At 67.7% G+C, this 15,104-nt stretch carries 12 protein-coding genes; 5 read left to right on the top strand and 7 right to left on the bottom strand.

Features of this window, described 5'->3' with window-relative positions; all coding sequences use genetic code 11:
• Positions 1 to 73 precede the first annotated feature (73 nt).
• Positions 74 to 1,543 (bottom strand): flavin-containing monooxygenase, encoded by a 1,470-nt coding sequence (locus ACIBH2_RS25780; protein ID WP_397121886.1) that lies wholly within the window; start codon positions 1,541 to 1,543, stop codon positions 74 to 76.
• Between the two features lie 490 nt (positions 1,544 to 2,033).
• Here ACIBH2_RS25780 and ACIBH2_RS25775 point away from each other — a divergent pair, with 490 nt between their 5' ends.
• A complete protein-coding gene (locus ACIBH2_RS25775) occupies positions 2,034 to 3,671 on the top strand; it encodes a long-chain fatty acid--CoA ligase (RefSeq protein ID WP_397121884.1) in 1,638 nt (545 codons plus the stop codon).
• 170 nt (positions 3,672 to 3,841) lie between these two features.
• Positions 3,842 to 5,101, top strand: coding sequence for a PucR family transcriptional regulator (locus tag ACIBH2_RS25770; protein ID WP_397121882.1), 1,260 nt, complete (start codon positions 3,842 to 3,844; stop codon positions 5,099 to 5,101).
• 47 nt (positions 5,102 to 5,148) lie between these two features.
• Here ACIBH2_RS25770 and ACIBH2_RS25765 read toward each other — a convergent pair whose 3' ends face one another.
• The 3 genes from ACIBH2_RS25765 to ACIBH2_RS25755 all read right to left on the bottom strand — a co-directional run bounded on the left by ACIBH2_RS25765 (position 5,149) and on the right by ACIBH2_RS25755 (position 8,347).
• Entirely contained in the window at positions 5,149 to 6,480 is a 1,332-nt protein-coding gene (locus tag ACIBH2_RS25765) for a lipase family protein (RefSeq protein WP_397121880.1), read from the bottom strand.
• The gene (locus tag ACIBH2_RS25760; RefSeq protein ID WP_397121878.1) at positions 6,477 to 7,544 is read right to left on the bottom strand and encodes an esterase/lipase family protein; all 1,068 of its coding nucleotides are present in this window, start codon (positions 7,542 to 7,544) and stop codon (positions 6,477 to 6,479) included. The genes ACIBH2_RS25765 and ACIBH2_RS25760 overlap by 4 nt, the downstream gene beginning before the upstream one ends.
• A 155-nt stretch (positions 7,545 to 7,699) precedes the next feature.
• Positions 7,700 to 8,347 (bottom strand): TetR/AcrR family transcriptional regulator, encoded by a 648-nt coding sequence (locus ACIBH2_RS25755; RefSeq protein WP_397121876.1) that lies wholly within the window; start codon positions 8,345 to 8,347, stop codon positions 7,700 to 7,702.
• 233 nt (positions 8,348 to 8,580) lie between these two features.
• Here ACIBH2_RS25755 and ACIBH2_RS25750 point away from each other — a divergent pair, with 233 nt between their 5' ends.
• The 3 genes from ACIBH2_RS25750 (at position 8,581) to ACIBH2_RS25740 (ending at position 12,738) form a co-directional block, all read left to right on the top strand.
• Positions 8,581 to 10,200 (top strand): acyl-CoA synthetase, encoded by a 1,620-nt coding sequence (locus tag ACIBH2_RS25750; RefSeq protein WP_397121874.1) that lies wholly within the window; start codon positions 8,581 to 8,583, stop codon positions 10,198 to 10,200.
• Between the two features lie 85 nt (positions 10,201 to 10,285).
• The gene (locus tag ACIBH2_RS25745; RefSeq protein ID WP_397121872.1) at positions 10,286 to 11,872 is read left to right on the top strand and encodes a serine/threonine-protein kinase; all 1,587 of its coding nucleotides are present in this window, start codon (positions 10,286 to 10,288) and stop codon (positions 11,870 to 11,872) included.
• Between the two features lie 89 nt (positions 11,873 to 11,961).
• Positions 11,962 to 12,738, top strand: a complete 777-nt coding sequence (locus tag ACIBH2_RS25740) for a helix-turn-helix domain-containing protein (RefSeq protein ID WP_397121870.1) — start codon at positions 11,962 to 11,964, stop codon at positions 12,736 to 12,738.
• 165 nt (positions 12,739 to 12,903) lie between these two features.
• Here ACIBH2_RS25740 and ACIBH2_RS25735 read toward each other — a convergent pair whose 3' ends face one another.
• The 3 genes from ACIBH2_RS25735 to ACIBH2_RS25725 all read right to left on the bottom strand — a co-directional run bounded on the left by ACIBH2_RS25735 (position 12,904) and on the right by ACIBH2_RS25725 (position 14,946).
• Complete coding sequence (locus ACIBH2_RS25735) at positions 12,904 to 13,326, bottom strand: EF-hand domain-containing protein (RefSeq protein ID WP_397121868.1); 423 nt, start codon at positions 13,324 to 13,326, stop codon at positions 12,904 to 12,906.
• 125 nt (positions 13,327 to 13,451) lie between these two features.
• Positions 13,452 to 13,844: an SCO5389 family protein gene (locus ACIBH2_RS25730; RefSeq protein WP_397121866.1), complete on the bottom strand. Its 393-nt coding sequence runs from the start codon at positions 13,842 to 13,844 to the stop codon at positions 13,452 to 13,454.
• Positions 13,845 to 13,902: 58 nt separating this feature from the next.
• Positions 13,903 to 14,946 (bottom strand): NAD(P)H-dependent flavin oxidoreductase, encoded by a 1,044-nt coding sequence (locus tag ACIBH2_RS25725; protein ID WP_397121864.1) that lies wholly within the window; start codon positions 14,944 to 14,946, stop codon positions 13,903 to 13,905.
• Between the last annotated feature and the right edge of the window lie 158 nt (positions 14,947 to 15,104).

The raw sequence follows: 15,104 nt of genomic DNA, 5'->3' as shown, positions 1-15,104 counted from the left end.
GGAGATCCGAACTGATCTCAGTCTGAGACAGTGGGTGAGGCCCGTCAAGGGAGGGCCGATGGCTCCTTCGGGATCAGCGTCGCGGCGCTTCCGCGATGTCGTAGTCGCTCGGCTCGAATTTCCTTGTCTTCCAGCGGAACAGGACCGTCGCGCCGGGCCAGTTGTTGGTGATGCGGCCCGAGGCGTTGCGGTACCAGCTGGAGCAGAAGTTCCAGGGGGTGTCCTTCAGTCGCCGCTGCAACCAGTCGTCCCAGGCCTGCTCGACACTCGGCCGCGCCGCCGCGAAACGGCCGGGTCGTTCGCCGAGGAAGCCGATGGCCTGGCGGATGTAGCGGGCCTGGGCCTCCAGCATGTAGATGATGGAACCGGAGCCCACGTTGGTGTTCGGGCCGTACATCATGAACATGTTCGGGAACTGCGGTACCGACATGCCGAGGAAGGCGCGGGCGCCCTCCTCGCCCCACTCGTCGGCGAGTTTGCGGCCGCCGAGGCCGTAGATGTTCATGGGCGCGAGGAATTCGGTGCCCTTGAAGCCGGTGCCGTAGACGATCACGTCCACTGGATGCTCCACCCCGTCGCTGGTGCGAATGCCGTTGGGCGTCACCGCCTCGATGGCCGTGGTCTCCACGCTCACGTTCGGCTGGCTCAGCGCCGGGAAGTACTCGTTGGAGAACAGTCCGCGCTTGCATCCGGCCGCGTAATCGGGAGTCAGCTTGGCGCGCAGGGCCGGATCGGGGATCTGCTTCTCGCGATGCCGGTCGGCGATGGCGATCACCGGGTATTTGATGGCCGGAATATCGGTCAGCGCCAAGGCCATGGTCTCGAAGAACATCCACACCGCGAAGCGCTCCGCCAAACGCACCGGCGGCACGTATTTGAACAGCGCGTGATGCAGCGGCGTGTACTCGGTATCGAATTTGGGCAGCACCCAGGCGGCCGAACGCTGGAAGAGCGTGAGGTGCTCGACCTGCGGCTGGATGGCCGGAATGTATTGGATGGCACTGGCTCCCGTGCCGATGCAGGCCACGCGCTTGCCGGTGAGATCGACGCCGTGGTCCCATTCGGCGGAGTGGAAGGCCGCGCCGGTGAAGGAGTCGATCCCCGGCAGGTTCGGCATGGCGGGGCGGGAGAGCTGTCCCACGGCCGGAATGAGGATATCGGCGATGCGGGTCGCGCCGTCGGCGGTGGTGATGCGCCAAATCCCGGCGCGCTCATCGAATTCCGCGTCGGTGACCTCCACGCCGAACTCGATGTGCTCGGGGATGCGGTACTTGTCGGCGACCCCGCGCATGTACTCGTGGATATCGCGCTGATGCGAAAACCGGCGGGGCCAATCGGATTTCGGCTCGAACGACCACGAGTACAGCGGCGAGGGCACATCGCAGGCCGCGTTCGGGTAGGTGTTCTCCCGCCATACGCCGCCCAGGTCGGCGGCCTTCTCCAGCAGCGTGAAACTCCGGATGCCGTGGCGGCGCAGCTCCAGCGCCATGCCGAGACCGGCGAACCCCGCGCCGATGATGATGATGGACGGCTCTCGACTCATAGCATGACGGTAGAGGGAGATACCGCTGGTCACGAAGACATCGGCGGTCAGCCAATCCGTATTTTCGGCCACATCGCGAGCGGATCGCGCATCGGCGCACCGAGCCGCGGGTCCGGGCTCGACTGGACAGCTCAGACACCAACACATATATTTCAACGGAACATATTGCTTCAATTTGCTTGTCTCGGTTCGGGATTGGTGTTTTCTGCGGCGCCGCAGGGGGTGTCGTATGCCCATCGATGCCGATCGAGACTTCGGGTCGGCAGGTCGCTGCGTGGGGCGGCGACGGGTCGACGATCGGCTGTAGGGCGGCGAAGGTGGGGATTCGCTGCCCTACAGCCGTGTCACCACTTCTGCGGCGCCCCGCCCTCAGTTCCTGCTGGTCCGGCCATGTTGGTACCCCAGGTCACAGCATGTCCGATTTCGGCTATTCTCGCCCCGTAGTGACCTGTCTCACGGTCGCGCAGGAAGTGCAAGGGAGCGGTTGGAAATGAAGAGCACCATGCAGGATGAGCAGCTGTCGCTGGCCACGCTGCTGCGGTACGCGGCGACCTTCCAGGGCGATAGCACGGTCTCGACGTGGACCGGGGAGGGGTTGCGGACCCAGACCTACCGGGAGATCGGCGCGGACGCGGCGCGGCTGGCCAATGCCCTGCGCGGGCTCGGCATCGGCGTCGGCGATCGGGTCGGCACCTTCATGTGGAACAACAACGAGCACATGGTCGCCTACGTGGCCGTACCCGCCATGGGCGCGGTCCTGCACGCGCTCAATATCCGGCTCTTCCCGGAGCAGCTGGTCTATGTGGCCAACCACGCCGAGGATCAGGTCGTGATCGTGGACGGCACGCTGCTGCCCATGTTCGCCCAGTACCTGCCGAACCTGAAGACCGTGCGCCACGTCATCGTGGTCAACGGCGATGCCGCCGCGCTCACCGCCCCCGAGGGCGTCACCGTGCACTCCTACGCGGAACTGCTTGCCGCACAGTCGGATACCTACGACTTCCCGGTCATCGACGAGCGTTCGGCCGCCGGTATGTGCTACACCTCCGGCACCACCGGCGACCCCAAGGGCGTCGTCTACTCGCACCGTTCCAACTGGCTGCACGCCGCCCAGGTGTGCGCGCCCAACGGTATGGGCTTCACCTCCGACGACACCGTGCTCGCGATCGTCCCGCTCTTTCACGCCAATGCCTGGGGCATTCCCTACGCGGCCATGATGTCGGGCGCGAATCTGCTCATGCCCGACCGCTTCCTCCAGCCCGCGCCGCTGCTGGAGGCCATGGCCGCGGCCAAGCCGACCTTCGCCGCCGCCGTGCCGACCATCTGGGGCGGCGTGCTGGCGGCCCTGCAGGCGCAGCCGCAGGACATCTCCCATCTGCGCACCTGCGTGGTGGGCGGCGCCGCGGTGCCGCCGTCCATGATGCGGGCCTTCGAGGAGCGCCACGGCGTCAAACTGCTGCACGCCTGGGGCATGACCGAGACCTCTCCGCTGGGTTCGGTCTCGCATCCGCCGACCGGTTCCGAGGGCGAGGAGCGTTGGGCCTACCGCTACACCCAGGGCCGCTTCCCGGCCGGTGTGCAGGCGCGCCTGGTCGGCGACGACGGCTCCGTGGTGCCGAACGACGGAGAATCGCTGGGCGAGTTGGAGGTTCGCGGCCCGTGGATCACCGCGTCGTACTACTCGCCCTCCGGTGAGGTGGTCGACGCCGACAAGTTCCACGACGGCTGGCTGCGCACCGGCGATGTCGGCAAGATCAGCCCCAATGGCTATCTGACCCTGGTCGACCGCTCCAAGGATGTCATCAAGTCCGGTGGCGAGTGGATCTCCTCGGTGGATCTGGAGAACGCCGTGGTGGGTCATCCGGCCGTCGCCGAGGCCGCGGTCATCGGCATCCCGGACGAGAAGTGGGACGAGCGCCCGCTGGTCGCGGTGGTGTTGGCGGAGGGTGCGGAGGCCAAGCCGGAGGAGCTGCGCGAATTCCTGGCCGACAAGTTCGCGAAATGGCAGCTGCCCGAGTACTGGACCTTCATCACCGAGGTGCCCAAGACCAGTGTCGGCAAGTACGACAAGAAGCGGCTGCGTGGCCAGTTCGCCGACGGGGAGCTGACGGTCACCACCCTGTCCTGAGTCGGAATGCGATGGCGGGTGCGAACTTTCGTTCGCACCCGCCGTTCGCGTATCCGGGGGTCATGCCTGATTGCTCCGCGTCGTGATTGCCGTTACAGTGAGATCGCAATAGGAACGTCAGCGTTCCCAAAAACGTCGGCGTTTTCGAGGGAGCTGTAGTGGAGTCAGGCATGATCGGACAAGGCAAGGCCGCGACGCTCGCCGCGTCGGCCGATATGGCCGCGGTACAGACGATTTCGGCTCCCTGGCACGATGTCCGGGCGCTCTCGCGCCGACTGGTCGAACAGTTCGCCGAAGAGGTGGCGCCGCTGGGGAATCTGCCCGGCGAGGTCCTGCGCGGCGAGGTTACCACCGTGACCCGCACCTGCCTCGACCTCGCCGCCGGGGTGCTCGAGGGCCGTGAGGTCACCGAGCAGATCGAGCGGTTGCAGCGGGCCGGGGCGGACTGGGCGCGTGAGGGTTTCCCGATCGGCGCCATCCACCGCGCGGTCCGCGACGGCGTCGAACACGCCTTCCAGCTGGTCCTGGACGCCTCCGGGCCGGACGACTACGCCCGGCTGATGCTCACCGCGCAGCGGTTCCTGGAAATCCTCGCCATGATCAATGCCGCCTTCGCGGTGGCCTATGTGCACGAGCACCGGGTGGCGGCGGCCGAACACCACACCGCCGTGCAGACCGTCACCTCGGCGCTGCTGGCGGGCCGGTCCACCGCGACCATGGCGCGGGCGGGCGGAGTGGAGATCGCCGAGTCGTATCACGTGCTGGCCCTGAGCATTCCGCGGCAGGAGCGCTTCCCGCGCGCGGACGCGCCGGTGGCCGCCCGGCGCACCCTGCGGCGGATTCAAGCGGCGCTGGCCGCGCACTGCGCGGGCCGCGCGCTGTCGCTGCTCGGCACCGAGGGCGGCACTCTGCTGCTGCCCGCGCCGGAGTTCTCGGCCGACGAGGTGTCGGACCTGACGGCCGCATTGTCCGCTGCCGCGGGCATTCCCGTCATGGCGACCACGGTGCGCGCCGCCACCGCCGAGATTCCCGAGGCCGCCGAGCGCGCCCATGAGCTGCTCGATATCGTGCACCGATTGGGTTGTGCGCCGAAGCTGTACCGTTTCGACGACCTGGCGGTGGAGTATCAACTCACCCGCCCCGGACCGGGCCGCGAACATCTCGGCGCGCTACTGGATCCGTTGGACGCGCACCCGGATCTCATGGAGACATTGCAACGCTACGTGGGCAGTGACCACAGCCGCCAGCGCACCGCGCGGGCGCTGGGGGTGCACACCAATACCGTGGACTACCGCCTCAAGCGCATCGCGCAGCTCACCGGATTCGATCCGGCTCGTCCGTCCGGACTGTGGCATCTGCGCTCCTCGATGGTGGCGCGGACCTACCGTAACGCGGTGGCGGACAAGGAATTCGAGCGTTCGAGAAGTTGAGGTCCCGCACTCGGCCCGCATGTGAGCGGTACCGGGCGCGAGCGTCCTCACGCCTCGACGGCCGCCGCCTCGTCTCGGAGTGTGTCGGGGGAATGGCGGACATCCGGGCGGAACGCCTTGTCCCGCAAACGAATCGGTTGCCCGAAGAGCATGCGCAGGAACAGCGTGGCGAGGCCGAGCTGCTGAGTGAGGGCGTGCCGCGAGGCCACCACCGACCAGACCGTCGCGACCCCGGCGGGGGCGGGTTCGCGCCCCGCGAAACGGTCGGCCAGCCAGTCCGCCATCATGGGCGCGCAGAAGAACTGTAGGGGCAGATGCAGGCTCAGGCAGTCGCGCACGTAGTGCACGTGTGCGCCGCCGTCGAGGTAGCGCTCGACGTGGCAGTCCACATCGGCGACCGCGATCACCTCGTCGTAGACGCCCTGGACGACCAGGACCGGCATGGTCGGAATCCGCGCGCCGGGCTGGATCTCGGCCAGCACGCGGCGCATCTCCGGATGCTGCAACAGGGTGCTCAGACCGCCGAAGACGTGCCTGCCGATATCGCGCCCGAACAGCTTGGCCAGCAATGGAATAGTGGCGCTGGACTCCGCGCGCTCCAACAGTCTCAGGTACTCGGCGGAGACCCGGGTGCGCAGCACGCGATCCAATTGCGGGTAGGCGCGGCGCAATCCGGCGGTGAACACCATGGCGAACCCCGCGAAGGGGGAGCCGTTCATGCGCACGAAGGCGGCCGCCGGATCTCCCACGGGAGATCCGGCGGCCGCGCCGACAATGGCGAGTTCGGGTGCGTATTCGGCGGCCAGTTCGGCCGCCCAGGCGGTGGCCAGGCCGCCGCCGGAATAGCCCCACAACCCGATTCGCGTGCGGGGATGCAGTCCCAGCGGCCCGAAGGCCAGCGCCGCGCGGGCCGCGTCGAGCGCCCGGTACCCGGGTTCGCGGGCCGCCCCGAAGCGCCCCTCGGGGCCCTCGTGGTCGGGTACCGATACCGCCCACCCGCGCTCCAGCGCGGCGGCGATGAGCGGCAGCTCCAGCTGCGGAATGGCTCCGAGGGCGCGTGATCCGTGCCGTAAAGCGTAGGAGGGGAAGCACTTCGGAGCCACGGCGTCGATGGCGCACTGGAACGACACCAGGTGGCGCGGCTGGGCCGGATCGGCATCCCAAGGCAGCAGGACGGTGGTGACCGCCGCCTCCGGGGTGCCGTCCAGATCACGGGTGCGATACAGCAGCTGCCAGGCCGAGACGCGCTGCGGGACAAGGCCGAACAGTCCCAGCCGTACCGCGCGGGAGCGCACTATCTCGCCGGGTGCGAACCGCTCGATATCGGTGGGGGAGACGTGGAACGGGTCGTCATTGGGTAGAACCGGTTGTGCTGTCACAGTTTTCCTCCGCCGCCGATCATCCAGGGATTGAAGGTGCAGACCAGCTCCGGGGATCCGATCGGATCCAGGGCGCGTAGGGCGATGGAGACCGCCCGGGGCGAGTACAACATGGTCAGATGGTCGGAAAGATCCTGCTCACAGCCCTGTTGCAGGGTGATGTTGTCCACCGTGGCATCGGGGCCGGGGCGCAGGAAGGTCCAGTCGTAGGGGTTGGAGATCTCGTCGTGGGTGGTGCCGACGGCGGTGTAGGCCACGCCGGGCACGGTGTCGCCGTCGGCATTGAGCCGCGCGTAGAACGGGGAGCCGACCACCTGCTGGGTATTCGAGATGCCGATGAGGGGTTGGTAGAAGCCGAGAATATTGAGGCCCAGATTGGTGATGACGCGGCCCAGTGTCGCGATACCCAGCAGTGAGGTGCCGTGCGAGGTCGCGCCGAAACTCACCACCTTGCCGACTTTTCCGTGACCGCCTTCGAATTTCAGATACTGACTCGATACCGGCCCGCCCTGGGAATGCGCGACGATATCGACCTGTTCGCCGCCGGTGGCGGCCAATACGCGATCGACGAAGGCGCCCAACTGTTTCGCGGAATCCTCCATCGCGCCGACGCCGTAGCGGCCCGGCAGGATGCCACCGGCGCCGCCGCCCTCCAGAATTCCGAGACGGCCGAAATTCAGTGCGAAGACGCAGTATCCGGCGCGGGCCAGGTGCGGAGACAGATAGGACCAGCTGTCGTAGGCGTTGAGCCAGGTGCCGTGGACCAGCACCACCGGGCGCGGATGTTCGGGGCTGGGCTTGCAATTCCAGTCGTTCGCACCGGCCGGGGCGACATCCGGGTGGGCGAGGCCGTAACCGAAGGCCGCCAGCATGGAGGTCATTTCCGGGCCGTGGCCGATGGATTCGGAGGCGAAACTGCGCGGCTGCGCGGATCCGGTTCCGGTGCTGCCGGTATCCACATTGATCGGTGGTTCGGCGTATGCCGAGCCACCGCAGAAAACCGCCGTGGCTACGGTGGCAGTCGCGAACACGGTTGCCGTGAACGCCCGAATCGTCGATCGCATCGAAGACCTTTCCATTTGTCGCACAATCGAATTCGAAGAGCGCGAATTCGATCGAAATCGACTCTATGGAGCGGGATTCGGAAAAGTCACGGGTGCTGTGTCGAACCACGAACCGGCGCGGCGCGCGGGTGCGCCGGTTTGTGGCGGGCACCAGATCAGTCGGGGAGCGGCTGCACCAGGGCGATGGCGGTGCGGGTGAACAGCGGGGCCAATCGCGGCAGATCGGCCGCGCCGCGCTCGTGCAGGCAGGCGCGAATGCGGTCGTCGATACCGCCGAGCAGCATGTCGACCGACTCCGGATCCGGGTCGGCGGTCAGTTCGCCGTCGCGCACGCCGATATGCGCGACGGCCAGGATGTAGTCGGCGAAGGCCTGGTGCACGCGGGCGCGGTGTTTGATGAGCGCGGGACCGGCGGCGAGGGTCTCCACGTAGAGCGCGCGCGCCGCGCCCGGCTGTGCCGCCAGCACCGCCAGGAAGATCTCGAACGAAATGCGCACGCGGTCGGCGAAATTCACGCCCGCCATACCGGTGACGGTCTCGCGCAGCTGCTCCAGCGCGTTGGTGACGGCGAGATCGTAGGCGGCGGCGAAACACTCGTCCTTGCCGCTGAAGAAGGTGTAGAACGTCCGCCGCGCCACCTGTGCGCGCCCGACGATATCGGCCACCGTGGTCGCCGCGTACCCGACCTCGCCCACCACCTCCAGCACGGCGGTGCACAGCCGCCGATACTGCGAACCGGTCACCTGCTCACGGCTGAGTCGATGCCGTCCACGCGGCAGCGGCCCGGCCGCCTCCTCACTCACAGTGCCCAGGATATTGGTCGACACTGTGCACAATCACGCTCGGGGGGAGACCCGACTCTTGGGGGCTCGAAGGGGCTTCGCGCCTGAAACCCCTGGAGAAGAGGGTGACTCGCACGCGCCCTGGTCGTACGGTTGGGTTGCGGGCGGATGCCCGCACTTGGGTGGGACGACGAGGAGGTCCGCGTGGAAGCGGTGCTCGCGCAGGGTGGTTCGGTGGCCGAGGGGGCGGCGGCATGACCGTGGGGTTGATTCGGGCGCTGGGGGCTCGGGCCTATGCCGAGGCGGAGTCGGCGCGGCTGGTGTGGCGGACCGGGGTGGTGGGGGTGGAGTCACCCGCGACGCTGGTGGCGGCGGCCACCTCGATGGTGCGGTACGGGACCATCGCGGCGGGGCTGACGCTGTCGGCGGCGCGGTACGGGGATCGGACGGCGGTGATCGACGAGCTCGGGTCGCTGAGTTTCGCCGAGCTCGAGGAGCGGTCCAATCGGCTGGCCAATGCCTGGCGGGCGCGGGGGCTGCGGGGCGGGGAGGGCGTGGCCATCCTGGCGCGCAATCACCGCGGGCTGCTCGACGCGGTCTTCGCCGCCGCCAAATGCGGGGCGCGCATCATTCTGCTGAACACCGATTTCGCGGGACCGCAGATCCGCGATGTCGCCACCCGCGAGGGCACCGACCTGCTGGTCTACGACGACGAATACGCCCACATGCTCGAAGGGGTCGCGCCCAAACGCGGCGTCTGGCGAGCCTGGACCGAGAAGACCCGACCCGACTGCCTCGAGGCGCTCATCGCCGAGGGCGACCCGTCACCGCCGCTCGCACCGGGCGTGACGCCCAAACTCATCCTGCTCACCTCGGGCACCACCGGCACCCCGAAGGGCGCGCCGCGACCGGAACCGAAATCGCTTGCCCCGCTGGGCGCGCTGCTGTCCAAGGTGCCCTTCCGTGCGGGTGAGGTCACCGAATGCTGCGCCCCGATCTTCCACACCCTCGGATTCGCCTGCGCCATGCTGGGTTTGGGCTTCGGCTCCACGCTGGTCATTCGCCGCCGCTTCGATCCGCAGACCACCATCGACAGCATGTCGCGCCACCGCGCCACCACCCTCATCGCGGTGCCGGTCATGTTGGCGCGCATGGTGGATCTGGGCGGCCGGGCGCTGGTCGGCCGTGACCTCAGCGCGCTGCGCATCATCTTCGTGGGTGGTTCGCAATTGGGCGCGCAGCTGTGCCGCGATGTCACGGCCGCCTTCGGCCCCGTCGTCTACAACGTGTACGGCTCCACCGAGGTCGCCTACGCCACCATCGCCACGCCGGAGGATCTCGCCGTCGAACCCGGCTGTGTCGGCCGCCCGGTGCTCGGTACGCGCGTGGAGATCCTCGACGACAACGGCCGCCCCGTCCCCAACGGTGCGACCGGGCGCATCTTCGTCGGCAACACCATCCAGTTCGAGGGGTACACCGGCGGGGGAGACAAGGAACGTATCCGCGGACTCATGTCCTCCGGCGACGTCGGCCATTTCGATTCGACCGGAAGGCTTTTCGTGGACGGCCGCGATGACGACATGATCGTCTCCGGTGGCGAGAACGTCTTTCCCGGCGAGGTGGAGGAGTTGCTGCACACCCATCCGGCGGTCCAGGAGGCGGCCGTCGTCGGCGTCGCGGACGAGCGGTTCGGCTCGCGCCTGAAGGCTTTCGTGGTGCTGCATCCGGGTTCGGAGCTGTCCGAGGACGACACCAAATCCTTCGTCAAACAGAACCTGGCCCGCTACAAGGTTCCGCGCGAGGTGGTGTTCCTCGACGAGCTGCCGCGCAATCCCACCGGCAAGGTGCTCAAGAAGCGGCTGATCGAGCTCTGAACCCGTCGCCGCGTATTGACCCGGCGGGAGAGCTCCCCGTCGGGTAGCGTGGCTCGCCGAAGTCGCCGTCGGAAGGTCGGGGTAAGTGCAACCGGGCGAACTGTTCGCGGGGTATCAGATAGAACGCCAATTGGGCCGGGGCGGAATGGGTTCGGTCTATCTGGCGAGGCACCCACGCCTGCCGAGGCTGACCGCGCTGAAGCTGTTGAACCGAGAACTCTTCTCCGACAGCGAGATTCGCGCCCGCTTCGAACGCGAGGCCGATCTCGCGGCCGCACTGCACCACTCGAATGTGGTGACCGTGTACGACCGGGGTGTCGAAGGCGATCAGCCCTGGATAGCCATGCAATACGTGGACGGCGCGGACGCCGCCTCCCTGGACCCGCGCGCACTGCCGCCCCGGCGGGCGGTGGCGATCGTCGAAGATGTCGCGGCCGCACTGGATTACGCGCACGGCAAGGGCGTACTGCACCGCGATGTGAAGCCCGCCAATATGCTGCTCGAACACGGTGCGAACGGCGCCGACGAGCGAGTCCTGTTGACCGACTTCGGTATCGCCCGGCTGCACGAGGAGCAGGTGCGGCTGACGCGGACCGGAACGGTCACCGCCACCTTGGCCTACGCGTCGCCGGAACAGCTGTCGAACGCCGACCTGGATCGCCGCACCGACCAGTACTCCCTGGCGTGCAGCCTGTTCTGGCTGTTGACGGGCGCGGCGCCCTACCCGGGCACGAACCCGGGCGCGGTCATCGCCGGACACCTGCAAGGCCCGCCCCCGATGCCGAGCGCGATGCGCCCGAACCTGCCGCCCGCCATGGACGCCGTACTCGCCAAGGGTTTGGCGAAACGGCCCGAGGATCGCTTCGATTCGTGCGCCGAATTCGCCGCGGCCGCACGGGAGGCGGTCGGAAACGCCGTCGCCGCCACGACCCCGATGCCGGTCGGCCCCGAACCGACCTGTCGACTCCCGGAGGAGGCGGTGCCCTCCACCGCCCCTGCGTCCGCGGACATTTCGGCGCGGACCGCCCCCACCGAAGTCCATCGTCCGAAGTCGCGACGCGTCCCCCGCCCCCTGCTGGTAGGCGGTGTGCTCAGCGCGATAGTGCTGATCACCGTGGCCCTGATCGCCTTGTGGCCCACCGACAATGCCGCCGTGGGCGGCACACCCCATTCGTTCGGGGATCCCGCTGATCCGGAGACCATCAGCCGCGCCTTCCCGAAACTCGTTCTGCCGGGCACGGACCCGTCGAAGCGAGTCGGATTCTCGGGTGGCGACTGCGAGGTGAAGAAGGGCGGCGGGAAGATCGGCTCCGGCAAGGACGCCGATATCCTCGGATGGGTCAGCGCCTGGAAATGCAGCGCGAAGAGCTCGAAGGACCCCGACTACATCGTCTACGCCTTCCCCTCCGCCGAGGCCGCCCAGACCGGACTTCGCGAGCGGGTCGGCGGCGCGGGCACCGAGGACGCCAATCAGGGCCGGACGTACACGAACCACCGCTTCGAGTCCGAGGGCTACGCTGACAGCGGCCCGTACCACAACATCGTCACCAGCTTCGACTCCGACCCGGCGCGCGCGAACTTCCTGGTGCACTCCTACGTCTTCGACCGCTTGGGAAATATGAGCGTCGCGGATCTCGACCGCTGGTGGCAGACCCTGCCCCTGACCGCATAGCGCTGGACCAGCCCAGCGCCGACACTCGGCACCGCTTACCTTTCACTACTGACGGGGCGCGCGGCCCCTCGTGAGCGTCAAGAGGAGCCATGGCAGCAGATCCCCGCCCCGAGCAGGCAGCACCCACGATCGGTGGCTACATGCGCCAGCAGCGGGTGCGATCGACACTGACGCAGCAGCAGGCGGCGGATCGGTTGTTCATGTCGAAGTCGGCGTACCAGAAGTACGAGAACGACGAGCGCATGCCGACGGTGCGCACGATTCGGGAGTGGTGCGACGCGCTGGAGCTGTCGTATGAGAAGCGGCGCAAGATGCTCTCGATCGTGGCCGGGGAACTGCTGCCGCTAGCGGTCGGCTCACCGGACGCCATCACCGCCGACGATATCGACTTCATCGACTCGCTGCCGTACCCGGCGTGGCTGCACCGGGTGCCCCAGTACGACATTCTCGCGGCCAATCGCGCCGGGATCGAGGTCTGCCCGTTCCTGGACCCCGCGCTGGCCACCGGGGAGCGGCCGCTGAATGTGATCGTGCAGATGTTCAACGATCCGCGCGCCGAACAGATTCTGCGCAATTGGGATCCGATCGTGCACCGGCTGACCTATCTGCTGAAGGAGATGTCCACCGGCGTGGTCTCCGACGAGGAGGTCGCGGCCATCTACGACGCGTGCCGCGGCCACCGGCGGTTCGACTACATGTGGAACACGCCGATGCAGCCGGAGGAGTTCGACGACGACCACGTGATCATGGTGGATCCGCAGGGGCGCGAAGGACATTGGCGCATGCGGTCGTTGCAGTCGACCCACCCGTGGTGCGATTACGAGATCTTCCTGCTGACCCCGCGCGCGACGGAGTCGCGATTCTGAAGCACCCGACGTACTACGGATGTGGTTCGAAACACACCATTCGGGTGGCACCCAAAATGTGTGTCCGAGCGACCTTGACCCGAACGGGGTCCGGAATGGACAGTCTGTGGGCCGGTGGGTCCGGTGGTGTCCGAAGGGGGGTCACCACCGGGCCCATCGCGCAGGTCAGCGGGCAAGCGTCGCCAGCAGCGCCGCGAATTCCGCTCGGGAGAGGTAGCCGTCGCCGTCGAGATCGGCTGTGCGCAACAGGGATTCGGCGGATTCGTCGGTGAGGTCGGGGCAGGTGCGCAGCAGCGATTCCAGCTCGTCGAGCTCGATGAGGTTGTCGCGGTTCTCGTCGAAGGTGTCGAAGGCCGCGTCCGGGTCGGTTATCTCCGGGTCGCGGCCGAGGCGGGCCGCGTCGAACTCGGCGCGGGAGATGAGGAAGTCGCCGTTGGTGTCGGCGGCGGCGACCAGGCGTTCCACCGAGTCGTAGTCGATGTCCAGGCCCAGGGCGGTGATGCCCGCGAGGATGTCGTGGGTCGAGATGAGACCGTCGCCGTCTCGATCCCACAGGTCGAAGGTGTCGGCTGTCGGTTCGCTGCCCACGGTGCTCCTCGGATGCTGAGACCGCTGTTCTGTCAGCGGAATTCGACCGTACCGAATGGGTAACGGTCGATGACGACGATAGGAGCGGCCGGATATCCGGCCGCTCCTATCAGTTTTCGTGCCTATCAGCAGTTGCGCAATTCAGGGCTCTGGTTGAGCAGCTGGGCGCGGGTGGAGATGAAGGTGCTGTAGGTGTCTCCGCCTACCGAGGAGAGGGGGAAGGCCGCGACCCGATGGCAGTTCTGGAAGGCGAGCTTCACGCCGAAGTGCCGTTCCAGGCCGCCGCGAATGGCATCGGAGGCCATGGCGCGCAGCAGTTGACCGCGTGCCACCTCGTCGGGCGGGGCAATGGTGTTGTCCGCGTATTCGTCTGTGCCGGAACGCAGATCGGCGGCGACACGCTCCACTACCTCGTAGGCGTAGGGCAGGGAAGTGCGGACGCATTCGACGAACTCGGCGTCGCTGACTTCACCGCGTTCGGCACGTTCGAGCAGTGCGGTGGGTACGTCGAGTGACATGGGCGCTCTCCTCATGGGATGGCGGTTGATGTCAGACGAGTCTAAACGAAAAACGTTGTCAACAACCCTGGATTCGACGTGAAAGTGCCTTCTCGAGAGCGGTTTTCGCGCCTTCGGACAGTTGCCGAACCAGCTCGCCAGCCGGTTGCTCGCCCGCCAGGGTGTGGGTCTGACCCGCCCACAGATTCACCGCGTCCGGGTTGCCCTCGGCCCGCGCCGCCGCCCGCAACGGCGCGGTGGCGTAATGGATTTCGGGGTACGCGGCGGGCGCGTCCAAGTGCTCCAACATGAATCGGTTGCGCAGCCCGCGCGCCCGCCGCCCGGTGAAGGCGCGGGTCAGCATGGTCGGGGTGTCGAGGGTGATGGCATCGCGCAGCAGCGGCGCGGTCCCCGCCTCCGGGCAGCGCAGGAAGGCGGTGCCCACCTGCGCGGCGGCCGCACCCGCGGTCAATACCGCGGCCACCCCCGCGCCGGTGGCGATGCCGCCCGCCGCCACGATCGGCACCGAGGCCGCCGCCGTCAGCAATTGCAGCAACGCGAACAGTCCGAGCGGATCGGTGATGTCGTCCTCGGGGCGATCCATGTACGACCCGCGATGCCCGCCCGCCTCCGAGCCCTGCGCGATGAGCACATCCGCCCCCGCCTCCACCGCCACGCGCGCCTCGGCCACCGAGGTGACCGTCACCCACACCTCACTGCCCGCCCCGTGCAGCCGCGCGATCTCCGCCGCCGACGGGCATCCGAAGGTGCACGACACCACCCGCACCCGCTCGCGCTCCAACAGCTCGAGCTTGGCGTTCCAGTCGTCGTTGTCGAATCGCGGCTCCCCGACCGGGAATTCGCGCGCCAGCTGGGCGACATAGGACTCGTACTCCGCCGTCGGCGTCGGCGCGGCCGGAGCGAAGAGGTTCACCCCGAACGGCGCTTCGGTGAGCTCCCGAGTGCGGGAGATTCGCTCGCCGATATCGGCCGCGGACAGATACCCCGCCGCGAGAAACCCCAGCCCACCCGCATTGGAGACGGCCGCGGCGAGCTCAGGGGTGGAAGGCCCACCAGCCATGGGCGCGAGGACTATCGGCGTACGCAATTCATCCAGGACCATGCCCCCAGTTTGCGCCGTCACCTCGGTCCCGTTCGCGGGCCCTCCGGTATCGACGAACCCACGGTTCCGAACACGTTCAGGTAACAGTCGCGACCGCCTTGGGTACCCGGAATCGCGCGAGCTACTCCCCGTTTTTCGCCATCGAAGGTTGCGGAATG

Source organism: Nocardia sp. NPDC050406 (assembly GCF_044459025.1).
Classification (GTDB): Bacteria; Actinomycetota; Actinomycetes; order Mycobacteriales; family Mycobacteriaceae; genus Nocardia.
Note: the sequence above shows the minus strand (reverse complement) of the source record. Positions and strands in the feature narration are given on the sequence as shown.

Excerpts from the sequence above, each read along its gene's own strand:
- ACIBH2_RS25780 (WP_397121886.1), bottom strand. The coding sequence starts at position 1,543 with ATGAGTCGAGAGCCGTCCATCATCATCATCGGCGCGGGGTTCGCCGGT.
- ACIBH2_RS25775 (WP_397121884.1), top strand. The coding sequence starts at position 2,034 with ATGAAGAGCACCATGCAGGATGAGCAGCTGTCGCTGGCCACGCTGCTG.
- ACIBH2_RS25770 (WP_397121882.1), top strand. The coding sequence starts at position 3,842 with ATGATCGGACAAGGCAAGGCCGCGACGCTCGCCGCGTCGGCCGATATG.
- ACIBH2_RS25760 (WP_397121878.1), bottom strand. The coding sequence starts at position 7,544 with ATGCGATCGACGATTCGGGCGTTCACGGCAACCGTGTTCGCGACTGCC.
- ACIBH2_RS25750 (WP_397121874.1), top strand. The coding sequence starts at position 8,581 with ATGACCGTGGGGTTGATTCGGGCGCTGGGGGCTCGGGCCTATGCCGAG.
- ACIBH2_RS25740 (WP_397121870.1), top strand. The coding sequence starts at position 11,962 with ATGGCAGCAGATCCCCGCCCCGAGCAGGCAGCACCCACGATCGGTGGC.
- ACIBH2_RS25730 (WP_397121866.1), bottom strand. The coding sequence starts at position 13,844 with ATGTCACTCGACGTACCCACCGCACTGCTCGAACGTGCCGAACGCGGT.
- ACIBH2_RS25725 (WP_397121864.1), bottom strand. The coding sequence starts at position 14,946 with ATGGTCCTGGATGAATTGCGTACGCCGATAGTCCTCGCGCCCATGGCT.